This is a genomic window from Rhodoferax sp. (genome assembly GCF_039922535.1).
Taxonomy (GTDB): Bacteria; Pseudomonadota; Gammaproteobacteria; order Burkholderiales; family Burkholderiaceae_C; genus Rhodoferax_B.
Window position 1 is genome coordinate 1 of sequence record NZ_JBDTEM010000163.1, and the last position, 16199, is coordinate 16199.

The following is a 16199-nucleotide window of genomic DNA, read 5'->3' on the forward strand; positions in this document are numbered from 1 at the left end:
TTGCGATTCGATCCCAGCGCGCCCACGCCCAAACTGGCCGAATTGTTGCTTTTCTTCAGCGCGTAAACGTCTTGCAGGGCGGTCACAAAACCCAGGCTGACTTTGCCGTCGGACGTGTCGGGCGCGCAGACAATCCGGATTTCCATTTGCAGGTGCGACTCCGGCTCGGGCTGAAAGCTCTTTCGGCCTTCGACCCGCAAGGCGTGCTGGGGCACGCGGTGTACTTCGATTCGTTGACCATGTTCGTGTTCTTTTTGCTCACCGGCCGCTGGCTGGAGCTGCGCCTGCGCGACCGCACCGCGGGCGCTTTGGAGGCGCTGATCAGCCGCCTGCCCGACAGCGTGGAGCGTTGGAATGGCACCGCTTTCGTCCGCGTGGCCGTGCGGCGGCTGGACGTGGGCGACCACCTGCGCGTGCTGCCGGGCGAGGCCTTTCCCGCCGATGGCACCGTGCTGCAAGGCCGCACCCAGGTGGACGAGGCGCTGCTGACCGGCGAATCCACCCCACTGGCCCGCGTGGTGGGCGAGCCGGTGCTGGCCGGTAGCATCAACCTCACGGCCCCGGTAGAGCTGCACGTGGACCGCCTGGGCGACAGCACCCGCTTCGCCCAAACCGTGGCGCTGATGGCCCAGGCTGCCAGCCAGAAACCCCGGCTGGCGCAGCTGGCCGACCGGGTGGCGCGGCCCTTTCTGATCGGCGTGCTGGTGGTGGCGGCGTTGGCGGGCGTGCTGTGGTGGCCATCCGGCCCCGGCCATGCGCTGATGGTGGTGGTAGCCGTGCTGGTCGTCACCTGCCCGTGCGCACTGTCGTTGGCCACCCCGGCTGCGCTGCTGGCGGCTGCGGGCCGCCTGGCCCAGTCCGGCGTGCTGGTGCGCCGCCTGCAGGCGCTGGAAAACCTGGCGCAGGTGGACACCGTGGTGTTTGACAAGACCGGCACGCTGACCCAGGGCGGCATGGCGGTGGTGGCCATCCGCACCCGGGGCGGCATGCCGACGGCTGTGGCGCTGGGGCTGGCCGCCGGGCTGGCCGGGCAGTCGCTGCATCCGGCATCGCGTGCGGTGGCGGCTGCCGCCCTGGCCCAAGGGGTGGCTCCAGAGCCCTTACGCCAGGTGGAGGAAGTGGCGGGGCAAGGCATGCGCGGCATGGACGCATTAGGGCGGGTATACCTCGGGTCCGCCGCCTGGTGTAGCGTGCCCGACGGCTTCGAGGTAGACGAAACGGTGCGACAGGTTTATCTGGGCGACAACCTGGGCTGGCTGGCCACGTTCGACCTGTCCGAAGACGTGCGGCCCGATGCGGTGCAGGCCATCCAGGCGTTGCAGGCCGCCGGGCTGCGGGTGGAATTGCTCTCAGGCGACCTCCCCGCTGCCGCGCTGCGGGTGGCGGCCCAGGTCGGCATCCCCGTGGCGCGCGGCGGCTGCACACCGCACGACAAGCTGCTGCACCTGCAGGCCTTGCAGCGCCAGGGCCGCCATGTGGCGATGGTGGGTGATGGGCTGAACGACGGCCCGGTGCTGGCCGCCGCCCACGTGTCCTTCGCCTTTGGCCAGGCCGTGCCACTGGCGCAGCGGCAGGCAGACCTGGTCGTCACCGGCGACGCGCTGAACCGGGTGCCGCAGACGCTTTTGATGGCTAGGCGCACGCTGCGCGTGGTGCGGCAAAACCTGGTCTGGGCTGCGGGCTACAACGCCGTCTGCGTGCCGCTGGCGCTGGCCGGTTGGCTGCCCGCCTGGTTGGCCGGACTGGGCATGGCGCTGAGTTCGCTGTTGGTGGTGTTGAATGCCGCCAGATTGTCACGGGGTTAAATTTATATGAAACATGCCTCTAGCGCATATTCCACCTGCGCAAGCAGCTCTGAAAAATATAGCAATTGTAGGGAGGCCTGCGGATGGACATCCTGTTCCTGCTGATCCCCTTGTCGGTGGTGCTGGTGCTGCTGATCCTGGGCGGCCTGTGGTGGGCCATTTTTCAAGGCCAGTTTGAATCGGTCGAGCAAGAAGGCGAGCGAATTCTGCACAACGATTGATATGTATCAAAGTGCGACGCGGCCATCGCTTCGACACTGCCATGAACACAACCGAGGTGACCATGGCTCTTACATATACACACACCGATCCCCCCGAGGTCTACAGCGACACGGTGGTACGGCAGTTCTCTCTGATGGCCGTGGTATGGGGCGTGGTGGGCATGCTGGTGGGGGTCACCATTGCCTCGCAACTGGCCTGGCCGGAGCTGAACTTGGGTATTCCCTGGCTCAGCTACGGGCGGCTGCGGCCTCTGCACACCAATGCGGTGATTTTTGCGTTTGGCGGCTGCGCGCTGATGGCCACCAGCTTCTTTGTGGTGCAGCGCACCTGCCAGGTCCGGCTGTTTTGCCCGCGCCTGGCCTCGTTCGTGTTTTGGGGCTGGCAGGCGGTGATTGTGGCGGCGGCGATCAGCCTGCCCATGGGCTACACCACCGGCAAGGAATACGCCGAACTGGAATGGCCCATCGACATCCTGATCACCCTGGTGTGGGTGGCATATGCCATCGTGTTCTTTGGCACCATCGGCCGCCGCCGGGTCCAGCACATCTACGTGGCGAACTGGTTCTTTGGCGCCTTCATCATCGCCGTGGCCTTGCTGCATGTGGTGAACAGCGCCGAGGTGCCTGCGGGCTGGATGAAGTCGTACTCGGCCTACGCCGGGGTGCAGGACGCGATGGTGCAGTGGTGGTACGGCCACAACGCCGTGGGCTTCTTTTTGACCGCGGGCTTTTTGGGGATGATGTACTACTTCATCCCCAAGCAGGCCGAGCGGCCGGTGTACTCGTACCGCCTGTCCATCGTGCACTTTTGGGCGCTGATCTTCACCTACATGTGGGCCGGTCCGCACCACCTGCACTACACCGCGCTGCCGGACTGGACGCAGTCGCTGGGCATGGTGTTCTCGCTGATTTTGCTGGCCCCCAGCTGGGGCGGCATGATCAACGGCGTGATGACGTTGTCGGGTGCCTGGCACAAGCTGCGCGACGACCCGATCCTGCGCTTTTTGATCGTCTCGCTGTCTTTCTACGGCATGAGCACCTTCGAGGGCCCGATGATGGCCATCAAGACCGTCAACGCGTTGAGCCACTACACCGACTGGACCATTGGCCATGTGCATTCCGGTGCCTTGGGCTGGGTCGGTTTCGTCACCATGGGTTCGCTGTACCACCTGATTCCGCGCATGTACGGCGGCAAGAAGATGTACAGCGTACCGGCCATTGAGTTGCATTTCTGGATGGCCACCATCGGCGTGGTGCTGTACATCGCCGCCATGTGGATTGCCGGCGTGATGCAGGGCCTGATGTGGGGCGCGGTAAACACCGACGGCACGCTGACCTACACCTTTGTGGAAAGCGTCAAGGCCACCTACCCGTTCTACGTGGTGCGCGTAGCGGGCGGTTTGCTGTACTTCAGCGGCATGCTGGTGATGGCCTGGAACGTGGCGATGACGGTCACCCGGGGCCGCTCGGTACTGGTGCCCGTGCCCACATCGCAATTGGCCCACGCTTGAAAGAACCCCATGGCTGACAACAAGAAACCGATTCCGTTCTTCTCGCACGAAAAGATCGAGACCAACAACTTTTTGATGATCGTGCTGATTCTGCTGGTGGTCGCCGTGGGCGGGCTGGTGGAGATCGTGCCGCTGTTCTTTCAGAAGTCCACCACCGAGCCGGTCACCGGCCTCAAGCCCTATACCCCGCTGCAGCTGATGGGGCGCGACGTGTACCTGCGCGAGGGCTGCTACAACTGCCATTCGCAGATGATCCGCCCGTTCCGCGCCGAAACGCTGCGCTACGGCCACTACTCGGTAGCCGGTGAATTTGTCTACGACCACCCGTTCCAATGGGGCAGCAAGCGCACCGGGCCCGACCTGCAGCGCGTGGGCGGCAAGTACAGCGACGAATGGCACCGCATCCACCTGCACAACCCGCGCGACGTGGTGCCCGAATCCAACATGCCCAGCTACGCCTGGCTGGAAACCGCCCTGGTCGATCCCAGCGATGTGGCACCCCGCATGCGGGCCCTGCGCACTGTGGGCGTGCCCTATACCGATGCCGAAATCGCGGGTGCCGCCGCCGAGGTCAAAGACAAAACCGAGCAGGACGCGCTCATCGCCTACCTGCAGGTGCTGGGCCGGGCCCTGACCGACCAGTTGGCGGCCAAGGCCGCTCAAAGCGTACCAGTCGCCCCACCCACACCAGCCCCTTGAAAGCCCCCCATGGATGTCACCACCTTGCGCATCGCCGCCACTGTTTGCAGCTTCATCACCTTTATCGGCATTTGGGTCTGGGCGTTTTCGCGCCGCAACAAGGCGCAGTTTGACGACGCAGCGCAGTTGCCCTTTTTGCAAGACTGACCCCGGAAGGATGTCCCCATGAGTGATTTCACCAGCAACTTCTGGTCGGTTTTTATCAGCGCGGTTTCGGTCGTCAGCATTGCAGCCTGCCTATTGCTGCTGTGGATCACGGCCCGCAAAAAAGTGCCGTTCCAGAGCGACAACTCCACCGGCCATGTGTGGGACGGCGACCTGCGCGAAATGAACAACCCACTGCCGCGGTGGTGGGTGGGCCTGTTCATTCTGACGGTGCTGTTCGGCGTGGGCTACCTGGTGGCCTACCCCGGCCTAGGCAGCTATGCGGGCAAACTGGGCTGGACCTCGCAGGGCGAATACAACGCCGAAGTGGCCCAGGCTAACCGCGAACTGGCGCCGCTGTATGCCCAATTCACCGCCCTGCCCCCCGAAAAGCTGGCGGGCAACGCCCAGGCCATGGCGGTGGGCGAGCGCCTGTTCATGAACAACTGCGCCCAGTGCCACGGCTCGGACGCCCGCGGCAGCAAGGGCTTTCCCAACCTGACCGACGGCGACTGGCTGCACGGCGGTACGCCCGACAAAATTTGGGAAACCATCACCCATGGCCGCATCGGCGTGATGCCACCCATGGCCGCCGCCGTGGGCACGCCCGACGATGTGAAGAACGTGGCCAACTACGTGCTCAGCCTGTCGGGCAGCCCGAACGACTCGCTGCGTGCGGCCTTGGGCAAATCCAAGTTCTCGGTCTGCGCGGCCTGCCACGGCGTGGGCGGCAAGGGCAACCAGGCCATCGGCGCGCCCAATCTGTCGGACGACATTTGGCTGCATGGCTGGGGCGAGGCGGCCATCATCGCCATGGTCAACAACGGCAAAACCAACCAGATGCCCGCCCAGCACGACAAGCTGACCGAGGCACAAATCCATGTGCTGGCCAGTTACGTGTGGGGGCTGTCGAACAAGCCGACACCCTAAACCATGCGCAAAGTCATCCCCATCAGCGTCGTTGCTGCCGATAGCGAGGAGCTGGTGTCGCTGTACGCGGCCCAGCCCAAGATCTATCCGCGCTCGGTACAGGGCCTGTTTGCCCGCTGGCGCTGGGGCATGGTGTTCCTCACGCAACTGGTGTTCTATGGCCTGCCGTGGCTGCAGTACGGGGAGCGCCAGGCGGTGCTGCTGGACCTGGCAGCACGGCGCTTTTACCTGTTTGGCCTGGTGCTGTACCCGCAGGACTTCATCTACCTGACGGGCCTGCTGGTGGTGTCGGCCCTGTCGCTGTTCTTGTTTACCGCCGTGGCCGGGCGGCTGTGGTGCGGCTTTACCTGCCCGCAAACGGTGTACAGCGAGATTTTCATGTGGATAGAGCGCCGCATCGAGGGCGACCGCGGCGCGCGCATGCGGCTTGACGGCGGCGCCCTGTCACCCACCAAGCTGGGGAAGAAGGCCGCCAAGCACGCGGTGTGGCTGCTGCTGTCGCTGTGGACTGGCTTTACCTTTGTGTCGTACTTCACGCCCACGCAAGAGCTGCTGCAAGAGTCGCTGCAGCTCAACTTTGGCTCGTGGGAGGTCTTCTGGGGCCTGTTCTATAGCGCGGCCACCTACGGCAATGCGGGCTTCATGCGCGAGCAGGTGTGCAAGTACATGTGCCCCTACGCCCGCTTCCAGAGCGCCATGTTTGACAAAGACACGCTCATCGTCAGTTACGACACCAACCGGGGCGAGCCGCGCGGGGCGCGTTCTCGCAAAGCCGACCCGGCCGCGCTGGGCCTGGGCGCGTGCGTGGACTGCACCCTGTGCGTGCAGGTCTGCCCCACCGGCATCGACATCCGCCAGGGCCTGCAGTACGAGTGCATCAACTGCGCGGCCTGCGTGGACGTGTGCGACGGGGTGATGGACAAAATGGGCTACGCCCGCGGCCTGGTGCGCTTTGCCACCCAGAACGGCATAGCCGGGGGCTGGGGTGCCCGCCAGATACTGCGCCGTGTGCTGCGGCCTCGGGTACTGGTCTACACCGCGCTGCTCTGGACCCTGATCCTGTGCCTGGGCATCAGCCTGGCCATGCGTACCCCGCTGAAAGTGGACGTGGTGCGCGACCGCGCCGCCCTGTCGCGCATTGTGGGTGGGGGCCAGTTGGAAAACGTCTACCGCCTGCAGGTGATGAACGCCACCGAGTCGCCCCAGCGCTACACGCTATCAGCCCACGGACTGGAGGGCCTGGTGCTGGCATCGGAGACCGAAGTAGAGGTGGGAGCTGTGCAGTCGCGTTGGGTCGCGGTGCGCCTGCACATCCCTTACGGTTCGGCCGCGCCGGGTTCGCACCCGGTGGTGTTCGACATCGCTACGGCCGACGGCAAAGACCACGTGTCTGAAAAATCCACGTTCATCGTCCCTCGATAAGGAGATAAATCATGTCTGAAAAAACCCCGCAAGCCTGGTGGAAATATGGCCACGTATGGCTGGTCATCTCCGGCCCGCTGATCGTGGTGATCGCCGCGCTGGTCACCGCCTGGCTGGCGTTCACCCGGCAAGACCCGGTGCTGGCGCAAGACTATTACCGCCAGGGCCTGGAGATCAACAAAACGCTGGCCCTACAGGGCACGCTGGCCCCGGCCGAGCAAGGGCGCAACCACGCAGCCACGCCCCCCGGCGCGGTGCGGCAGAAGTAGGAGCGGGCCATGGCAGTGCAGCGAATTACCAGTGTGGTGTGGTCGGGATTTTTGGGGGCTTGCCTGCTGGAGGGCTTGGTGTTTGCGGTGGTCGACCCGCTGGCCCTGCATTGGCTGGGTGAGCCGCTGACCTTGTCACGCCAGGGCGTGTACAGCTTGGCGTTTTTTGCGTTCTGGGCCGTGGCGGCGTTGGTCGGCAGCTTGGCGCTGCTGGTGGGCCAGTCGGGTGGCCTTGCAACTATAGACAGGGCTGAAGATTGACGATGCGCTTCAAGGCCTCGGTGTCCAAGATACGGATGTGGCGCTGTTTAACCTCCACCATTCCGTCCTCGGCAAACTTGGAGAAGGTGCGGCTCACCGTCTCCAGCTTCAGACCCAGGTAACTGCCGATTTCTTCACGCGTCATGCGCAGCACCAGCTCCAGCGGCGAGAAGCCACGCGCATGCAGGCGTTGCACCAGGTTCAGCAAAAAGGCCGCCAGCCGCTCTTCGGCCCGCATGCTGCCCAGCAGCAGCATCACGCCGTGCTCGCGCACGATTTCGCGGCTCATGATTTTGTGTACATGGCGTTGCAAGGCGTTGACCTCGCGCGACAGCTCTTCGATGCGCTCAAACGGCATCTCGCAGACCTCGGCATCCTCCAGCGCCACCGCGTCGCAGGTGTGCTGGTCGTTGACGATGCCGTCCAGGCCAATGATTTCGCCCGCCATCTGGAAGCCAGTGACCTGGTCGCGCCCGTCTTCGGTGGTGATGGAGGTTTTGAAAAACCCGGTGCGGATGGCATACAGCGCGGTAAACGTCTCGCCATTGCGGAACAGCGTGGCCCCGCGTGGGATCTTGCGGCGCACGGCCACCAGGCCGTCAATACGGTCCAACTCTTCCTGGTTCAGCCCCAGCGGCATGCACAGCTCCCGCAGATTGCAGTTCGAGCAGGCAACTTTGATGGCGATAGGGGTCATGCGGGGAGTATGGGCTGGTTCAACAATGAAAGTACTTTTAAGAACTTATATTGTGAGTAGAAGTATCTGAAACCGACTTGATCTAGGTCAAAGAAGCAGACGGGGCTTCGCGGCACATTGCGTGGATGCAACCAAAGCGCTTTCTATGACCCGCGTCTCGACCGAACTTCTGCAGCGCTTTGACGTGCCAGGGCCGCGCTATACCTCCTACCCCACCGCCGACCGCTTTGTGGAGGCCTTCACCGGCGAGGACTACGCCCGCGCCCTGCGCCTGCGCCGCGACACCGCCACCGCCTTGCCGCTGTCGCTGTACGTGCACATCCCGTTTTGCGAGTCGCTGTGCTACTACTGCGCCTGCAACAAAATCATCACCAAGCGCCACGAACGCGGCGCGGCCTACCTGCAGTACCTGGAGCGCGAGGTGGTCTTGCACACCGCCCAGCTCGGCGCGGGCCGGGTGGTCAGCCAGTTGCACCTGGGCGGCGGCAGCCCCACTTTTTTGAGCGATGCCGAACTGGGCCAGCTCATGCAAATGCTACGCAGCCATTTCACTTTGGCACCGGGCGGTGAATACTCCATCGAAGTCGATCCGCGCACCGTGGACGGGGCCCGGCTGGCGGCCCTGGCAGCGCTGGGCTTCAACCGCCTGAGTTTTGGCGTGCAAGACTTCGATGCCGACGTGCAGAAGGCCGTGCACCGCGTGCAGCCTGCGCAGCAGGTGTTTGACCTGGTGGCCGAGGCGCGCCGCCTGGGCTTTGAATCTATCAACACCGACCTGATCTACGGCCTGCCGCGCCAGACGCCCACCTCGTTCGCCCGCACCCTGGAGCAAGTGGTGCAGCTGCGCCCCGACCGCATCGCGCTGTACGCCTACGCCCATTTGCCCGAGCGCTTCAAGCCGCAGCGCCGCATCCTGAACGCCGACCTGCCCAGCGCCGCCGCCAAGCTGGCCATGCTGTCGCAGGCGCTGGACGCACTCATCGGCGCGGGCTACGTGTATGTGGGCATGGACCATTTCGCGCTGCCCAACGACGCGCTGGCCGTGGCCAAGCGGCAGGGGCGGCTGCACCGCAACTTCCAGGGCTACAGCACCCAGCCCGATTGCGACCTGATCGGCCTGGGCGTGTCGGCCATTGGCCGCATCGGCCCCACCTACAGCCAAAACGCCAAGACCCTGGAGGCCTACTGCGACATGATCGACCAGGGCCAGTTGCCCGTGGTGCGCGGCCTGGCCCTGGGGCGCGACGACCTAGTGCGCCGCTCTGTCATCATGGCCTTGATGTGCCAGGGCGCGGTGCAGTTTGAATCCATTGAACTGGCCTATCTGGTGGACTTCCAAACCAGCTTTGCCGCCGAGCTGCAGGCCTTGCAGCCGCTGGTGCAGGCCGGCATGGTCACCGTGGACGCGGGCGGCATCCAGGTCACCGCCACCGGCTGGTTCTTTGTGCGCGCCGTGGCCATGGTGTTTGACCGCTATTTGCAAGCCGACCACAACCGCGCCCGCTTTTCACGGATCATTTAATGCAGACCGGCCTGGCCTGGACCGCGCTGCTCATGGGTCTGGCCGGTGGTCCGCACTGCGCGGGCATGTGCGGCGCGGCCTGCACGGGCATCGTGCGGGTAGGAAGAGGTAAGGCCGGGGCCAAAACGGGCATGCTGCAACTGCAGGCCGGGCGCTTGCTGGGCTACACGCTGGCGGGCGCCTTGGCCGCCGCCACAGCCAATACCCTGGCCTGGCTGACCCTGCCCTCTGCCGCGCTGCGCCCGGTGTGGACGCTGTTCCACGTGGCCGTGCTGGTGTGGGGCGGCATGCTGCTGGTGTTGGCGCGGCAACCCGTGTGGGTCGATGGCCTGGGCCGCAGCCTGTGGGCGGGTTTGCGCCCCCATCTTCAGCCCGGTACAGCGGGCCGCTCCTGGGTGTTTGTGGCCGGTGCCGCCTGGGCGCTGATGCCCTGCGGCCTGCTGTATTCCGCCCTGCTGGTAGCGTCCCTCAGCGGCGGCCCGCTGGATGGTGCGCTGTGCATGGCCTTGTTTGCATTGGGCAGCAGCATCACCCTGGTGGCCGGGCCCTGGCTCTGGCTGCGCCTGCAGGCCTGGCGCAGCCCCGAGCGACAAGAGTGGGGCATGCGGGTGGCGGGCGCGTCGCTGGCGGCAGTAGCGGTGTGGAGCTTGCTGCACGACATGGACCCGCGGGTACTGGCGCTGTGCCGCAGCATCTTTTGACTTACCTGTGCAGTAAACCCCGCAGCGCCTGCTCTCGGTCGAGCAGAAAGTCCCGCGTGACCTGGAAGTGCTCGGTGTCCTCATAGGCGATGGGGACCACGCCCTCCGGGCCGCACCGATAGATGCAGGCATCCGGGTAGGCCATCAGGATAGGGGAATGCGTGGCGATGACGAACTGCGCGTCTTGCCGCACCAGGTCGTGCATGCGCGACAGCACGGCCAGTTGCCGCTGCGGTGACAAAGCGGCTTCGGGCTCGTCCAGCAGAAACAGGCTTTGGCCGCCAAACCGCTCGTTCATCAGCGCCAAGAAAGACTCGCCATGCGATTGCTCGTGCAGCGAACGCCCGCCGTAATGCCCGATGATGGATGGGCCCGCCGTGGGATCTTCATCCAGGTTTTCGATTTCGGTAGCCACGTTGAAAAAGCTCTCGGCCCGCAAAAAGAAGCCATCCCTTGGCCGCTTGAAGCCCTTGGCGATGCGCAGGTAGCTGTGCAGCTCCGAATGCGACCTGCGCGTGCCAAAGCGGAAGTTCTTGCTACCGCCTTCGGCGTTGAAGCCCAGCGACACGGCGATGGCCTCCAACAGGGTAGATTTGCCAGAGCCGTTTTCGCCCACGAAGAAAGTAACCTTGGGGTGCATCTCCAACCGGTCCAGCGTGCGCACCGCGGGCAGGTTGAACGGGTAGCGATCGAAGGAGTCCACCTTGTCGCGTTGCAGGCTGACGCGACTGACGTACTGGGAGGAAATCATGCCCCGCATGTTATGCGCGGCGGGCTCCTAAAATCCGGGCATGCACCTGAGGGATGCTGTGCACAACTCCCAGCGGTCTGTGGCAGCACGGCCTCGGGCGGTCTGCGGCGTTGCATTTCTGACCAATAGCTGCGGCTATTGGCTGCAAAATGCGCCTTGCACCCCATCCCGATCCGCACTACCCCATCCTCGCCAGAGTTATGTACAGCATCCCTCCACCACGCTTCTGGGCCGACCTCACCACCCGCGACTTCGCGCAGCTCGACCCGGCTCGCACCGTGGCTGTGCTGCCCGTGGCCTCCACCGAGCAGCACGGCCCGCACCTGCCGCTGAGCGTGGACACCACCCTGGTCGATGGCGTCATTGCCGCCGCACTGCCGCACCTGCCCGCCGATGCCTCGGTGCTGGTGCTGCCCACCCAGCAGGTCGGCTTCAGCCCCGAGCACATCCGCTTCCCCGGCACGCTGACGCTGTCGAGTGAAACCACCATCCGCGTCTGGACCGAGCTGGGTGCCTGCGTGGCCCGCAGCGGGGTCAAAAAGCTGTTGATCTTCAATGCCCACGGCGGCCAGGTGAGTCTGATGGACATCGTGGCCCGCACCCTGCGCACCGAACACGACCTGCTGGTGTACAGCGCCAGCTGGTTCAACCTGCCGCTGGGCGATGCCAATGGCCTGTTCAGCGCCGAAGAACAGCGCTTCGGCATCCACGCCGGGGACCAGGAAACCTCGATGATGCTGGCCCTGCGCCCGCAATGGGTGCGCATGGACCAGGCGCGCGATTTCAAATCCACCTCGCAAGACCGCGCCGCAAAGTACCCGATTCTGGGCAACGGCAAAAGCGCCAAGCTGGGCTGGCAGATGCAGGACTACAACCCCACCGGCGCGGCTGGCAATGCGGCGGCGGCCACGGTAGAAAAGGGCGAGATGCTGGTAGAGGCATCGGGCCAGCAGCTGGCGCTGCTGCTGCAAGAGATTGCGGATTTACCGCTGTCCACGCTGGTGGACGGGCCTAGCGCCTAATTAGCATATGCCAATGGCATAGGCTACACTGAAGACCTATCTCCAGGAGAGTCAACATGCCAGCCATCGCCCCCAACGATCCCGCCAGCCGCCACGTCCGGCTATTCCGCAATGGTGCCAACCAAGCCGTGCGCATTCCGCGCGGGTTTGAGCTGCCGGGCAAAGAGGCGCTGATGCAGCAGGTCGGCAACACCTTGGTCATCACCCCGGTACCCGAAGAGAAAACCAGCCTCGCCGCACTACTGGCATCATGGGATGCTATGGATTTTGACATGCCTAACGCCGACGAAGGGCTGCTGCCGCTGGACGACATTGCGCTGTGACGGACGCTTCCACGGCACCCCTATGGCTGCTGGACACCAACATTTTGTCCAACCTCCTCAAACAGCCCCAGGGCCCGTTAGCCCACAAAATCGCAGCGTTGGTGGCGCAGCAGCCGGGCCAGGTGGTGACCAGCGTGGTGGTCGAATGCGAGCTCAATTTTGGAGCCCGTCGTATCGCGTCCAGCTTGTTGGAGCAGAAAATTGCGGCCCTGCTGGCGCACATTCCGCCGCTGCCCCTGGAGCGCGAAGCCGCCAACCACTACGCCAGCGTGCGCACCCAACTGCAGCAGCAAGGCCAGATGATCGGCCCCAACGACCTGTTGATCGCCGCCCATGCCCTGGCCTTGGGCTGCACGGTGGTGACCGACAACGAAGCCGAATTTCGCCGCGTGCCGGGTTTGCCGGTGGAAAACTGGCTCCGCCCCGGCATGGGTTAAAAATTAGATGCCTTTTAGCCCTCCAGCCCAATTGGAATGTGCGTCAGAAGCTACTAATTAGATAGCAAACCCCAACCCAGCGCCGCCGCCGTGCCCCACACCATCAGCGCCACCAGCCCGTCCAGCGCACGCCACAGGGCGGGGGATTGCAGGCGCTGCCCTAGCCACAGGGCGCACAGCCCCAGACCCACAAACCACACCACCGACCCGGTGGCCGCGCCCATGCCAAAGAAGGTATTGCCCGGCGACCCCCAGGCCAGCGAGGCCGTGCCGATCAGCACCAGCGTCTCCACCAGCGCGTGCGGGTTCAGCCAGGCCACGGCCAGCGCCGCGCCCACCGCCTGCTGGCGGCTCATGGCCGCCACCGGCTCGGCAACCGCCTGGTGCGCGGCCGACCCGGCGCGAAATCGCCCCCAGGCCTTCCAGCCGTAGATGAGCAAAAACACCACGCCCCCGCAGACCATCGCCGCCTGCACCCAGCGCGGCAGGCCGCCCAGCTGCGACAGCCCCAGCACGCCCAGCGCGATCAAGGCCACGTCCGACGCAATGCTGACCGCCACCGTCAGCCCCACATGCTGGCCGCGCAGCCCCATGCGCAGCACGTGGGCGTTCTGCGGGCCAATGGCCACGATCAGCGACAGGCTGAGCAGCAAACCGGCACTAAACGCAGGCGTAAGGGCGGGAGCGAGGAAGAGGCTGGACATGGCGGGCTTTCGCAAGAGGCTGGGTACGGTCCGCAGTGTCCGGCATCACGAGGTTTTATTAAACAAACCTAAATTCAATTCACATCACGTAAAAAATAATTGACCAACTGCACACCTAACCCAGGCGCGCCAGCGTGAAGTCGATAAAGCTGCGCAGCTTGGCGCTGGGCTGGCGCTCGGCCCGGCGCACGATGTGCATGGCCCGCAGCGGCAGCTGCCAGTCGGGCAGCAGGCGTACCAGTTGGCCCGTGTCCACGGCGGAGCGCAGCAGGTATTCCGCCTGTACGGCCACACCCATGCCACCGATTGCGGCGGCCAGCAGGGCCTGGCCGTTGTTGCTGATGAAAGCGCCTTTGACCGGCACGTTCACCAGCGCGCTGCCACGGCTGAAGCGCCATTGCGGCTTGTTGCCCCAGGACGCCAATGCCAGGCATTCGTGCTGCAGCAGATCGGCGGCGTTGCGGGGCACGCCCCGGCGCTCCAAATAGGCCGGGCTGGCCGCCGCCCATATTTCGATGGGGCGCAGAGCGCGCGCAACCAGCGCGGTGTCGGTGACGGTGCCGGAGCGCAGCGCAACGTCGATGCCTTCTTCGGCCATGTCCACCACCCGGTCGTTTAGCGACAGCTGGATCTGCACCGCGGGGAAGGCCGCGACATAGGCGCTAATGAGCGGTGTCAGGCAGTACACGCCAAAGGCGACGGGGGCCGAGATATGCAGGCTGCCTTGGGGGGCGCTGCGCAGGCTCTCGGCCACCTGGTCCGCGGCTTCCACGCTGGCCAGCACCTCGCGGCAGCGCTCCAGGTAGCTGCTGCCGATTTCGGTCAGCGACTGCTTGCGCGTGGTGCGCTCTATCAGGCGGGCACCCAGCTGCTGTTCCAAGGCCCGCACATGCTTGCCCACCATCACGGCGGACAGGTCCAGCAGCTGCCCAGCGGCGGCAAAGCTCTCCGCCGTGGCCGCCACCACGAAGACCTGCATGCTGCGCAATTTGTCGCTCATATTCAGAAGTTTAAGTTACGGGTGTCGCAATATCTATCCCATTTATTGCAATGGTAATGCCTTAAATAATGGCTGTACGCCCAGGCGCTTGGCTTGCAAAGCCAGGCTGCAGATGGGCGGCATTGCATCCAAGGAACATCCCATGGCGACCTACGCGATTGGCTCTTTAGTTATCCACCATACCGATTGGCAAAAGGAATACAGCGAAAAAATGCCGGCCTTGGTGGCCAAATACGGGGGCATCCTGCGTGCCCGCGGACCTGTGCAGCTGCTGGAGGGCGAAGCCCATTTGCCCGGCACGACGGTGGTGATTGAATTCCCCAGCACCGCCCAGGCCCAGGCTTGGTATGACGACCCAGCCCATGCTCCGTTGAAAAAGCTGCGCCTGAGCGGAGCCACGTTTGATCTGGTGCTGCTGGAAGGTGTCTGAGGGCGTGTGGCTTAAATTTGGCTTGGCATAAACTGCATCACGTAAAAAATACTTGATAAAGGCCACCGCATGCTGGATGCCCGCCAACTCGAAGCCCTGGCCGCCGTCCTCGAACACGGCGGCTTCGGCCCCGCCGCCCAGGCGCTGCACCTCACGCTGGCGGCCGTCTCCCTGCGCATCAAGGGTCTGGAAGCGGCCCTGGGCCAGCGCCTGCTGGTGCGCGGCAAAACCGTGCGCGCCACGCCCGCCGGGCAGGCGCTGCTGGCCCACATCAAACAGCTGCGGCTGATGGAGGCCGACCTGCTGGGCGGCTTGCCACTTTCCAAGGATGCGAAAGACGGCGCGCCCGCCTGGCAGACGCTGGGCGTGGCCGTCAACGCCGACTCCTTAGCCAGTTGGCTGCTGCCCGGCGTAGCCGCCAGCCTGGCGCGCCACCGGCTGTTGCTGGACGTGGTGATCGACGACCAGGACCACACCCACGATGCATTGAAAAACGGCGATGTGGTCGGCTGCGTCAGCACCCTGGCCCAGCCCATGCGCGGTTGCCTGGCCGAGCCGCTGGGTGTGATGCGCTACCGCGCCGTGGCCGCGCCCGCCCTGGTGCAGCAGTGCCGCAGCAAAACCGGGGCCGTGTCGGTGCACCGCCTGCTGGCCATCCCCGCCATCATCTTCAACCGCAAAGACGGCTTGCAAGACGCGTTTCTGGCCCAGCACTTTGCCCTCAGCGCACCGCAATACCCGCGCCATTTCGTGCCCGCGGTCGATGCATATGACAGTGCCCTGGCGCACGGCATGGGCTGGGGCATGGTGCCTGACCAGTTTTTGGTCCAGCGGGAGGGGCGTTTGCCGCTGGAGGAGTTGCTGCCGGGGAGCGCGGTGGAGGTGGCGCTGTATTGGCACCACTGGGAGCGGGAGCCAGTGTCGGCGCAGAGGCTGACGGGGGCGGTGAAGGAGGCGGCGGGGGGATTGGTGTAGGGAGGCAACGAGTGATTTCAGCAAATGCCAAAGGCGGTTTAGACCGCATTATGCCCACGGGAGCCTCTCAGGAGGGCGCCAATCCGAGAGGTAGAGCCGGAGCTGCGGGGGGGCATCAGGGCTCGAGTAGTTTCTTGGATCGACATAGTCTTCAAAGCCGTGTCTTCTGCACAGTGCCTCGCCCTCAAGCGAAGTGCACTCTACATCCACGTAGTTAGCTCCTTGGCCGCGAAGAACGGTAATAGCCTCTTCTAGCAATTGCGCTCCGATCCGCTGCCTCCTAGCGGACGGGTGTGTTTCGATAATATGAATATCACCGCCTTCACTGAACATCTGTATGACGGCGAAGCCTAAGATATTTCCGATCTCCACTGC

At 64.6% G+C, this 16199-nt stretch carries 19 protein-coding genes and 2 pseudogenes; 16 read left to right on the top strand and 5 right to left on the bottom strand.

All coding sequences use genetic code 11. From position 1 onward, the window contains the following. A pseudogene (locus ABI213_RS07735) lies at positions 1-194 on the bottom strand (DUF2242 domain-containing protein); the annotation flags it as partial. A 12-nt stretch (positions 195-206) separates the two neighbouring features. Between ABI213_RS07735 and ABI213_RS07740 the strand changes: the two are divergent. From ABI213_RS07740 to ABI213_RS07780, 9 genes and pseudogenes are all read left to right on the top strand, one after another. Beyond that, positions 207-1805, top strand: a pseudogene (locus tag ABI213_RS07740) (heavy metal translocating P-type ATPase); the annotation flags it as partial. Between the two features lie 83 nt (positions 1806-1888). Further along, a complete protein-coding gene (gene ccoS / locus ABI213_RS07745) occupies positions 1889-2026 on the top strand; it encodes a cbb3-type cytochrome oxidase assembly protein CcoS (RefSeq protein WP_348007373.1) in 138 nt (45 codons plus the stop codon). Between the two features lie 62 nt (positions 2027-2088). Next, positions 2089-3537: a cytochrome-c oxidase, cbb3-type subunit I gene (gene ccoN / locus ABI213_RS07750; RefSeq protein WP_348007403.1), complete on the top strand. Its 1449-nt coding sequence runs from the start codon at positions 2089-2091 to the stop codon at positions 3535-3537. Between the two features lie 9 nt (positions 3538-3546). Next, positions 3547-4236 carry a cytochrome-c oxidase, cbb3-type subunit II gene (ccoO, locus tag ABI213_RS07755; RefSeq protein ID WP_348007372.1) on the top strand — a complete coding sequence of 230 codons (690 nt, stop codon included), beginning with the start codon at positions 3547-3549 and terminating at the stop codon, positions 4234-4236. Between the two features lie 9 nt (positions 4237-4245). Further along, a complete protein-coding gene (locus ABI213_RS07760) occupies positions 4246-4383 on the top strand; it encodes a cbb3-type cytochrome c oxidase subunit 3 (protein ID WP_348007371.1) in 138 nt (45 codons plus the stop codon). 18 nt (positions 4384-4401) lie between these two features. Beyond that, the gene (ccoP, locus tag ABI213_RS07765) at positions 4402-5310 is read left to right on the top strand and encodes a cytochrome-c oxidase, cbb3-type subunit III (RefSeq protein WP_348026617.1); all 909 of its coding nucleotides are present in this window, start codon (positions 4402-4404) and stop codon (positions 5308-5310) included. Between the two features lie 3 nt (positions 5311-5313). Continuing rightward, positions 5314-6732 (top strand): cytochrome c oxidase accessory protein CcoG, encoded by a 1419-nt coding sequence (gene ccoG, locus ABI213_RS07770; protein WP_348026619.1) that lies wholly within the window; start codon positions 5314-5316, stop codon positions 6730-6732. 11 nt (positions 6733-6743) lie between these two features. Then, entirely contained in the window at positions 6744-7001 is a 258-nt protein-coding gene (locus ABI213_RS07775) for a FixH family protein (protein WP_348007073.1), read from the top strand. A 9-nt stretch (positions 7002-7010) separates the two neighbouring features. Next, on the top strand, positions 7011-7262 hold the full coding sequence (locus tag ABI213_RS07780; RefSeq protein ID WP_348007074.1) for a hypothetical protein: 252 nt from the start codon (positions 7011-7013) through the stop codon (positions 7260-7262). Here the strand turns inward: ABI213_RS07780 and fnr are convergent. Next, positions 7240-7959: a fumarate/nitrate reduction transcriptional regulator Fnr gene (fnr, locus tag ABI213_RS07785; protein ID WP_348007075.1), complete on the bottom strand. Its 720-nt coding sequence runs from the start codon at positions 7957-7959 to the stop codon at positions 7240-7242. The genes ABI213_RS07780 and fnr overlap by 23 nt on opposite strands. Before the next feature lie 145 nt (positions 7960-8104). Between fnr and hemN the strand changes: the two genes are divergently transcribed. After that, complete coding sequence (gene hemN, locus ABI213_RS07790; RefSeq protein WP_348007076.1) at positions 8105-9481, top strand: oxygen-independent coproporphyrinogen III oxidase; 1377 nt, start codon at positions 8105-8107, stop codon at positions 9479-9481. Continuing rightward, the gene (locus ABI213_RS07795) at positions 9481-10182 is read left to right on the top strand and encodes a sulfite exporter TauE/SafE family protein (RefSeq protein WP_348007077.1); all 702 of its coding nucleotides are present in this window, start codon (positions 9481-9483) and stop codon (positions 10180-10182) included. Before hemN ends, ABI213_RS07795 begins: the two co-directional genes overlap by 1 nt. Before the next feature lies 1 nt (position 10183). Here ABI213_RS07795 and ABI213_RS07800 read toward each other — a convergent pair whose 3' ends face one another. Further along, positions 10184-10933 carry an AAA family ATPase gene (locus ABI213_RS07800; protein WP_348007078.1) on the bottom strand — a complete coding sequence of 250 codons (750 nt, stop codon included), beginning with the start codon at positions 10931-10933 and terminating at the stop codon, positions 10184-10186. Positions 10934-11133: 200 nt separating this feature from the next. On the opposite strand from ABI213_RS07800, the gene ABI213_RS07805 reads away from it, so the two are divergent. The 3 genes from ABI213_RS07805 to ABI213_RS07815 are packed head-to-tail and all read left to right on the top strand — an operon-like array spanning position 11134 to position 12715. Further along, complete coding sequence (locus tag ABI213_RS07805; RefSeq protein WP_348007106.1) at positions 11134-11955, top strand: creatininase family protein; 822 nt, start codon at positions 11134-11136, stop codon at positions 11953-11955. Positions 11956-12011: 56 nt separating this feature from the next. Further along, a complete protein-coding gene (locus ABI213_RS07810) occupies positions 12012-12278 on the top strand; it encodes a hypothetical protein (protein ID WP_348007079.1) in 267 nt (88 codons plus the stop codon). Continuing rightward, entirely contained in the window at positions 12275-12715 is a 441-nt protein-coding gene (locus tag ABI213_RS07815; RefSeq protein ID WP_348026621.1) for a PIN domain-containing protein, read from the top strand. The genes ABI213_RS07810 and ABI213_RS07815 overlap by 4 nt, the downstream gene beginning before the upstream one ends. Positions 12716-12768: 53 nt before the next feature. Here the strand turns inward: ABI213_RS07815 and ABI213_RS07820 are convergent, their stop codons facing one another. Continuing rightward, on the bottom strand, positions 12769-13419 hold the full coding sequence (locus ABI213_RS07820) for a LysE family transporter (protein ID WP_348007081.1): 651 nt from the start codon (positions 13417-13419) through the stop codon (positions 12769-12771). Between the two features lie 115 nt (positions 13420-13534). Beyond that, a complete protein-coding gene (locus ABI213_RS07825) occupies positions 13535-14419 on the bottom strand; it encodes a LysR substrate-binding domain-containing protein (RefSeq protein WP_348007082.1) in 885 nt (294 codons plus the stop codon). Positions 14420-14561: 142 nt separating this feature from the next. Between ABI213_RS07825 and ABI213_RS07830 the strand changes: the two genes are divergently transcribed. After that, entirely contained in the window at positions 14562-14849 is a 288-nt protein-coding gene (locus ABI213_RS07830; RefSeq protein WP_348007083.1) for a DUF1330 domain-containing protein, read from the top strand. 69 nt (positions 14850-14918) lie between these two features. Then, positions 14919-15824: an HTH-type transcriptional regulator ArgP gene (locus tag ABI213_RS07835; protein WP_348007084.1), complete on the top strand. Its 906-nt coding sequence runs from the start codon at positions 14919-14921 to the stop codon at positions 15822-15824. Positions 15825-16199: the final 375 nt, after the last annotated feature.

Bases quoted from the DNA above. Each gene is read 5' to 3' on its own strand.
- ccoS (WP_348007373.1), top strand. From the start codon at position 1,889: ATGGACATCCTGTTCCTGCTGATCCCCTTGTCGGTGGTGCTGGTGCTG.
- ccoN (WP_348007403.1), top strand. From the start codon at position 2,089: ATGGCTCTTACATATACACACACCGATCCCCCCGAGGTCTACAGCGAC.
- ccoO (WP_348007372.1), top strand. From the start codon at position 3,547: ATGGCTGACAACAAGAAACCGATTCCGTTCTTCTCGCACGAAAAGATC.
- ABI213_RS07760 (WP_348007371.1), top strand. From the start codon at position 4,246: ATGGATGTCACCACCTTGCGCATCGCCGCCACTGTTTGCAGCTTCATC.
- ccoP (WP_348026617.1), top strand. From the start codon at position 4,402: ATGAGTGATTTCACCAGCAACTTCTGGTCGGTTTTTATCAGCGCGGTT.
- ccoG (WP_348026619.1), top strand. From the start codon at position 5,314: ATGCGCAAAGTCATCCCCATCAGCGTCGTTGCTGCCGATAGCGAGGAG.
- ABI213_RS07775 (WP_348007073.1), top strand. From the start codon at position 6,744: ATGTCTGAAAAAACCCCGCAAGCCTGGTGGAAATATGGCCACGTATGG.
- ABI213_RS07780 (WP_348007074.1), top strand. From the start codon at position 7,011: ATGGCAGTGCAGCGAATTACCAGTGTGGTGTGGTCGGGATTTTTGGGG.
- fnr (WP_348007075.1), bottom strand. From the start codon at position 7,959: ATGACCCCTATCGCCATCAAAGTTGCCTGCTCGAACTGCAATCTGCGG.
- hemN (WP_348007076.1), top strand. From the start codon at position 8,105: ATGACCCGCGTCTCGACCGAACTTCTGCAGCGCTTTGACGTGCCAGGG.
- ABI213_RS07795 (WP_348007077.1), top strand. From the start codon at position 9,481: ATGCAGACCGGCCTGGCCTGGACCGCGCTGCTCATGGGTCTGGCCGGT.
- ABI213_RS07800 (WP_348007078.1), bottom strand. From the start codon at position 10,933: ATGATTTCCTCCCAGTACGTCAGTCGCGTCAGCCTGCAACGCGACAAG.
- ABI213_RS07805 (WP_348007106.1), top strand. From the start codon at position 11,134: ATGTACAGCATCCCTCCACCACGCTTCTGGGCCGACCTCACCACCCGC.
- ABI213_RS07810 (WP_348007079.1), top strand. From the start codon at position 12,012: ATGCCAGCCATCGCCCCCAACGATCCCGCCAGCCGCCACGTCCGGCTA.
- ABI213_RS07820 (WP_348007081.1), bottom strand. From the start codon at position 13,419: ATGTCCAGCCTCTTCCTCGCTCCCGCCCTTACGCCTGCGTTTAGTGCC.
- ABI213_RS07825 (WP_348007082.1), bottom strand. From the start codon at position 14,419: ATGAGCGACAAATTGCGCAGCATGCAGGTCTTCGTGGTGGCGGCCACG.
- ABI213_RS07830 (WP_348007083.1), top strand. From the start codon at position 14,562: ATGGCGACCTACGCGATTGGCTCTTTAGTTATCCACCATACCGATTGG.
- ABI213_RS07835 (WP_348007084.1), top strand. From the start codon at position 14,919: ATGCTGGATGCCCGCCAACTCGAAGCCCTGGCCGCCGTCCTCGAACAC.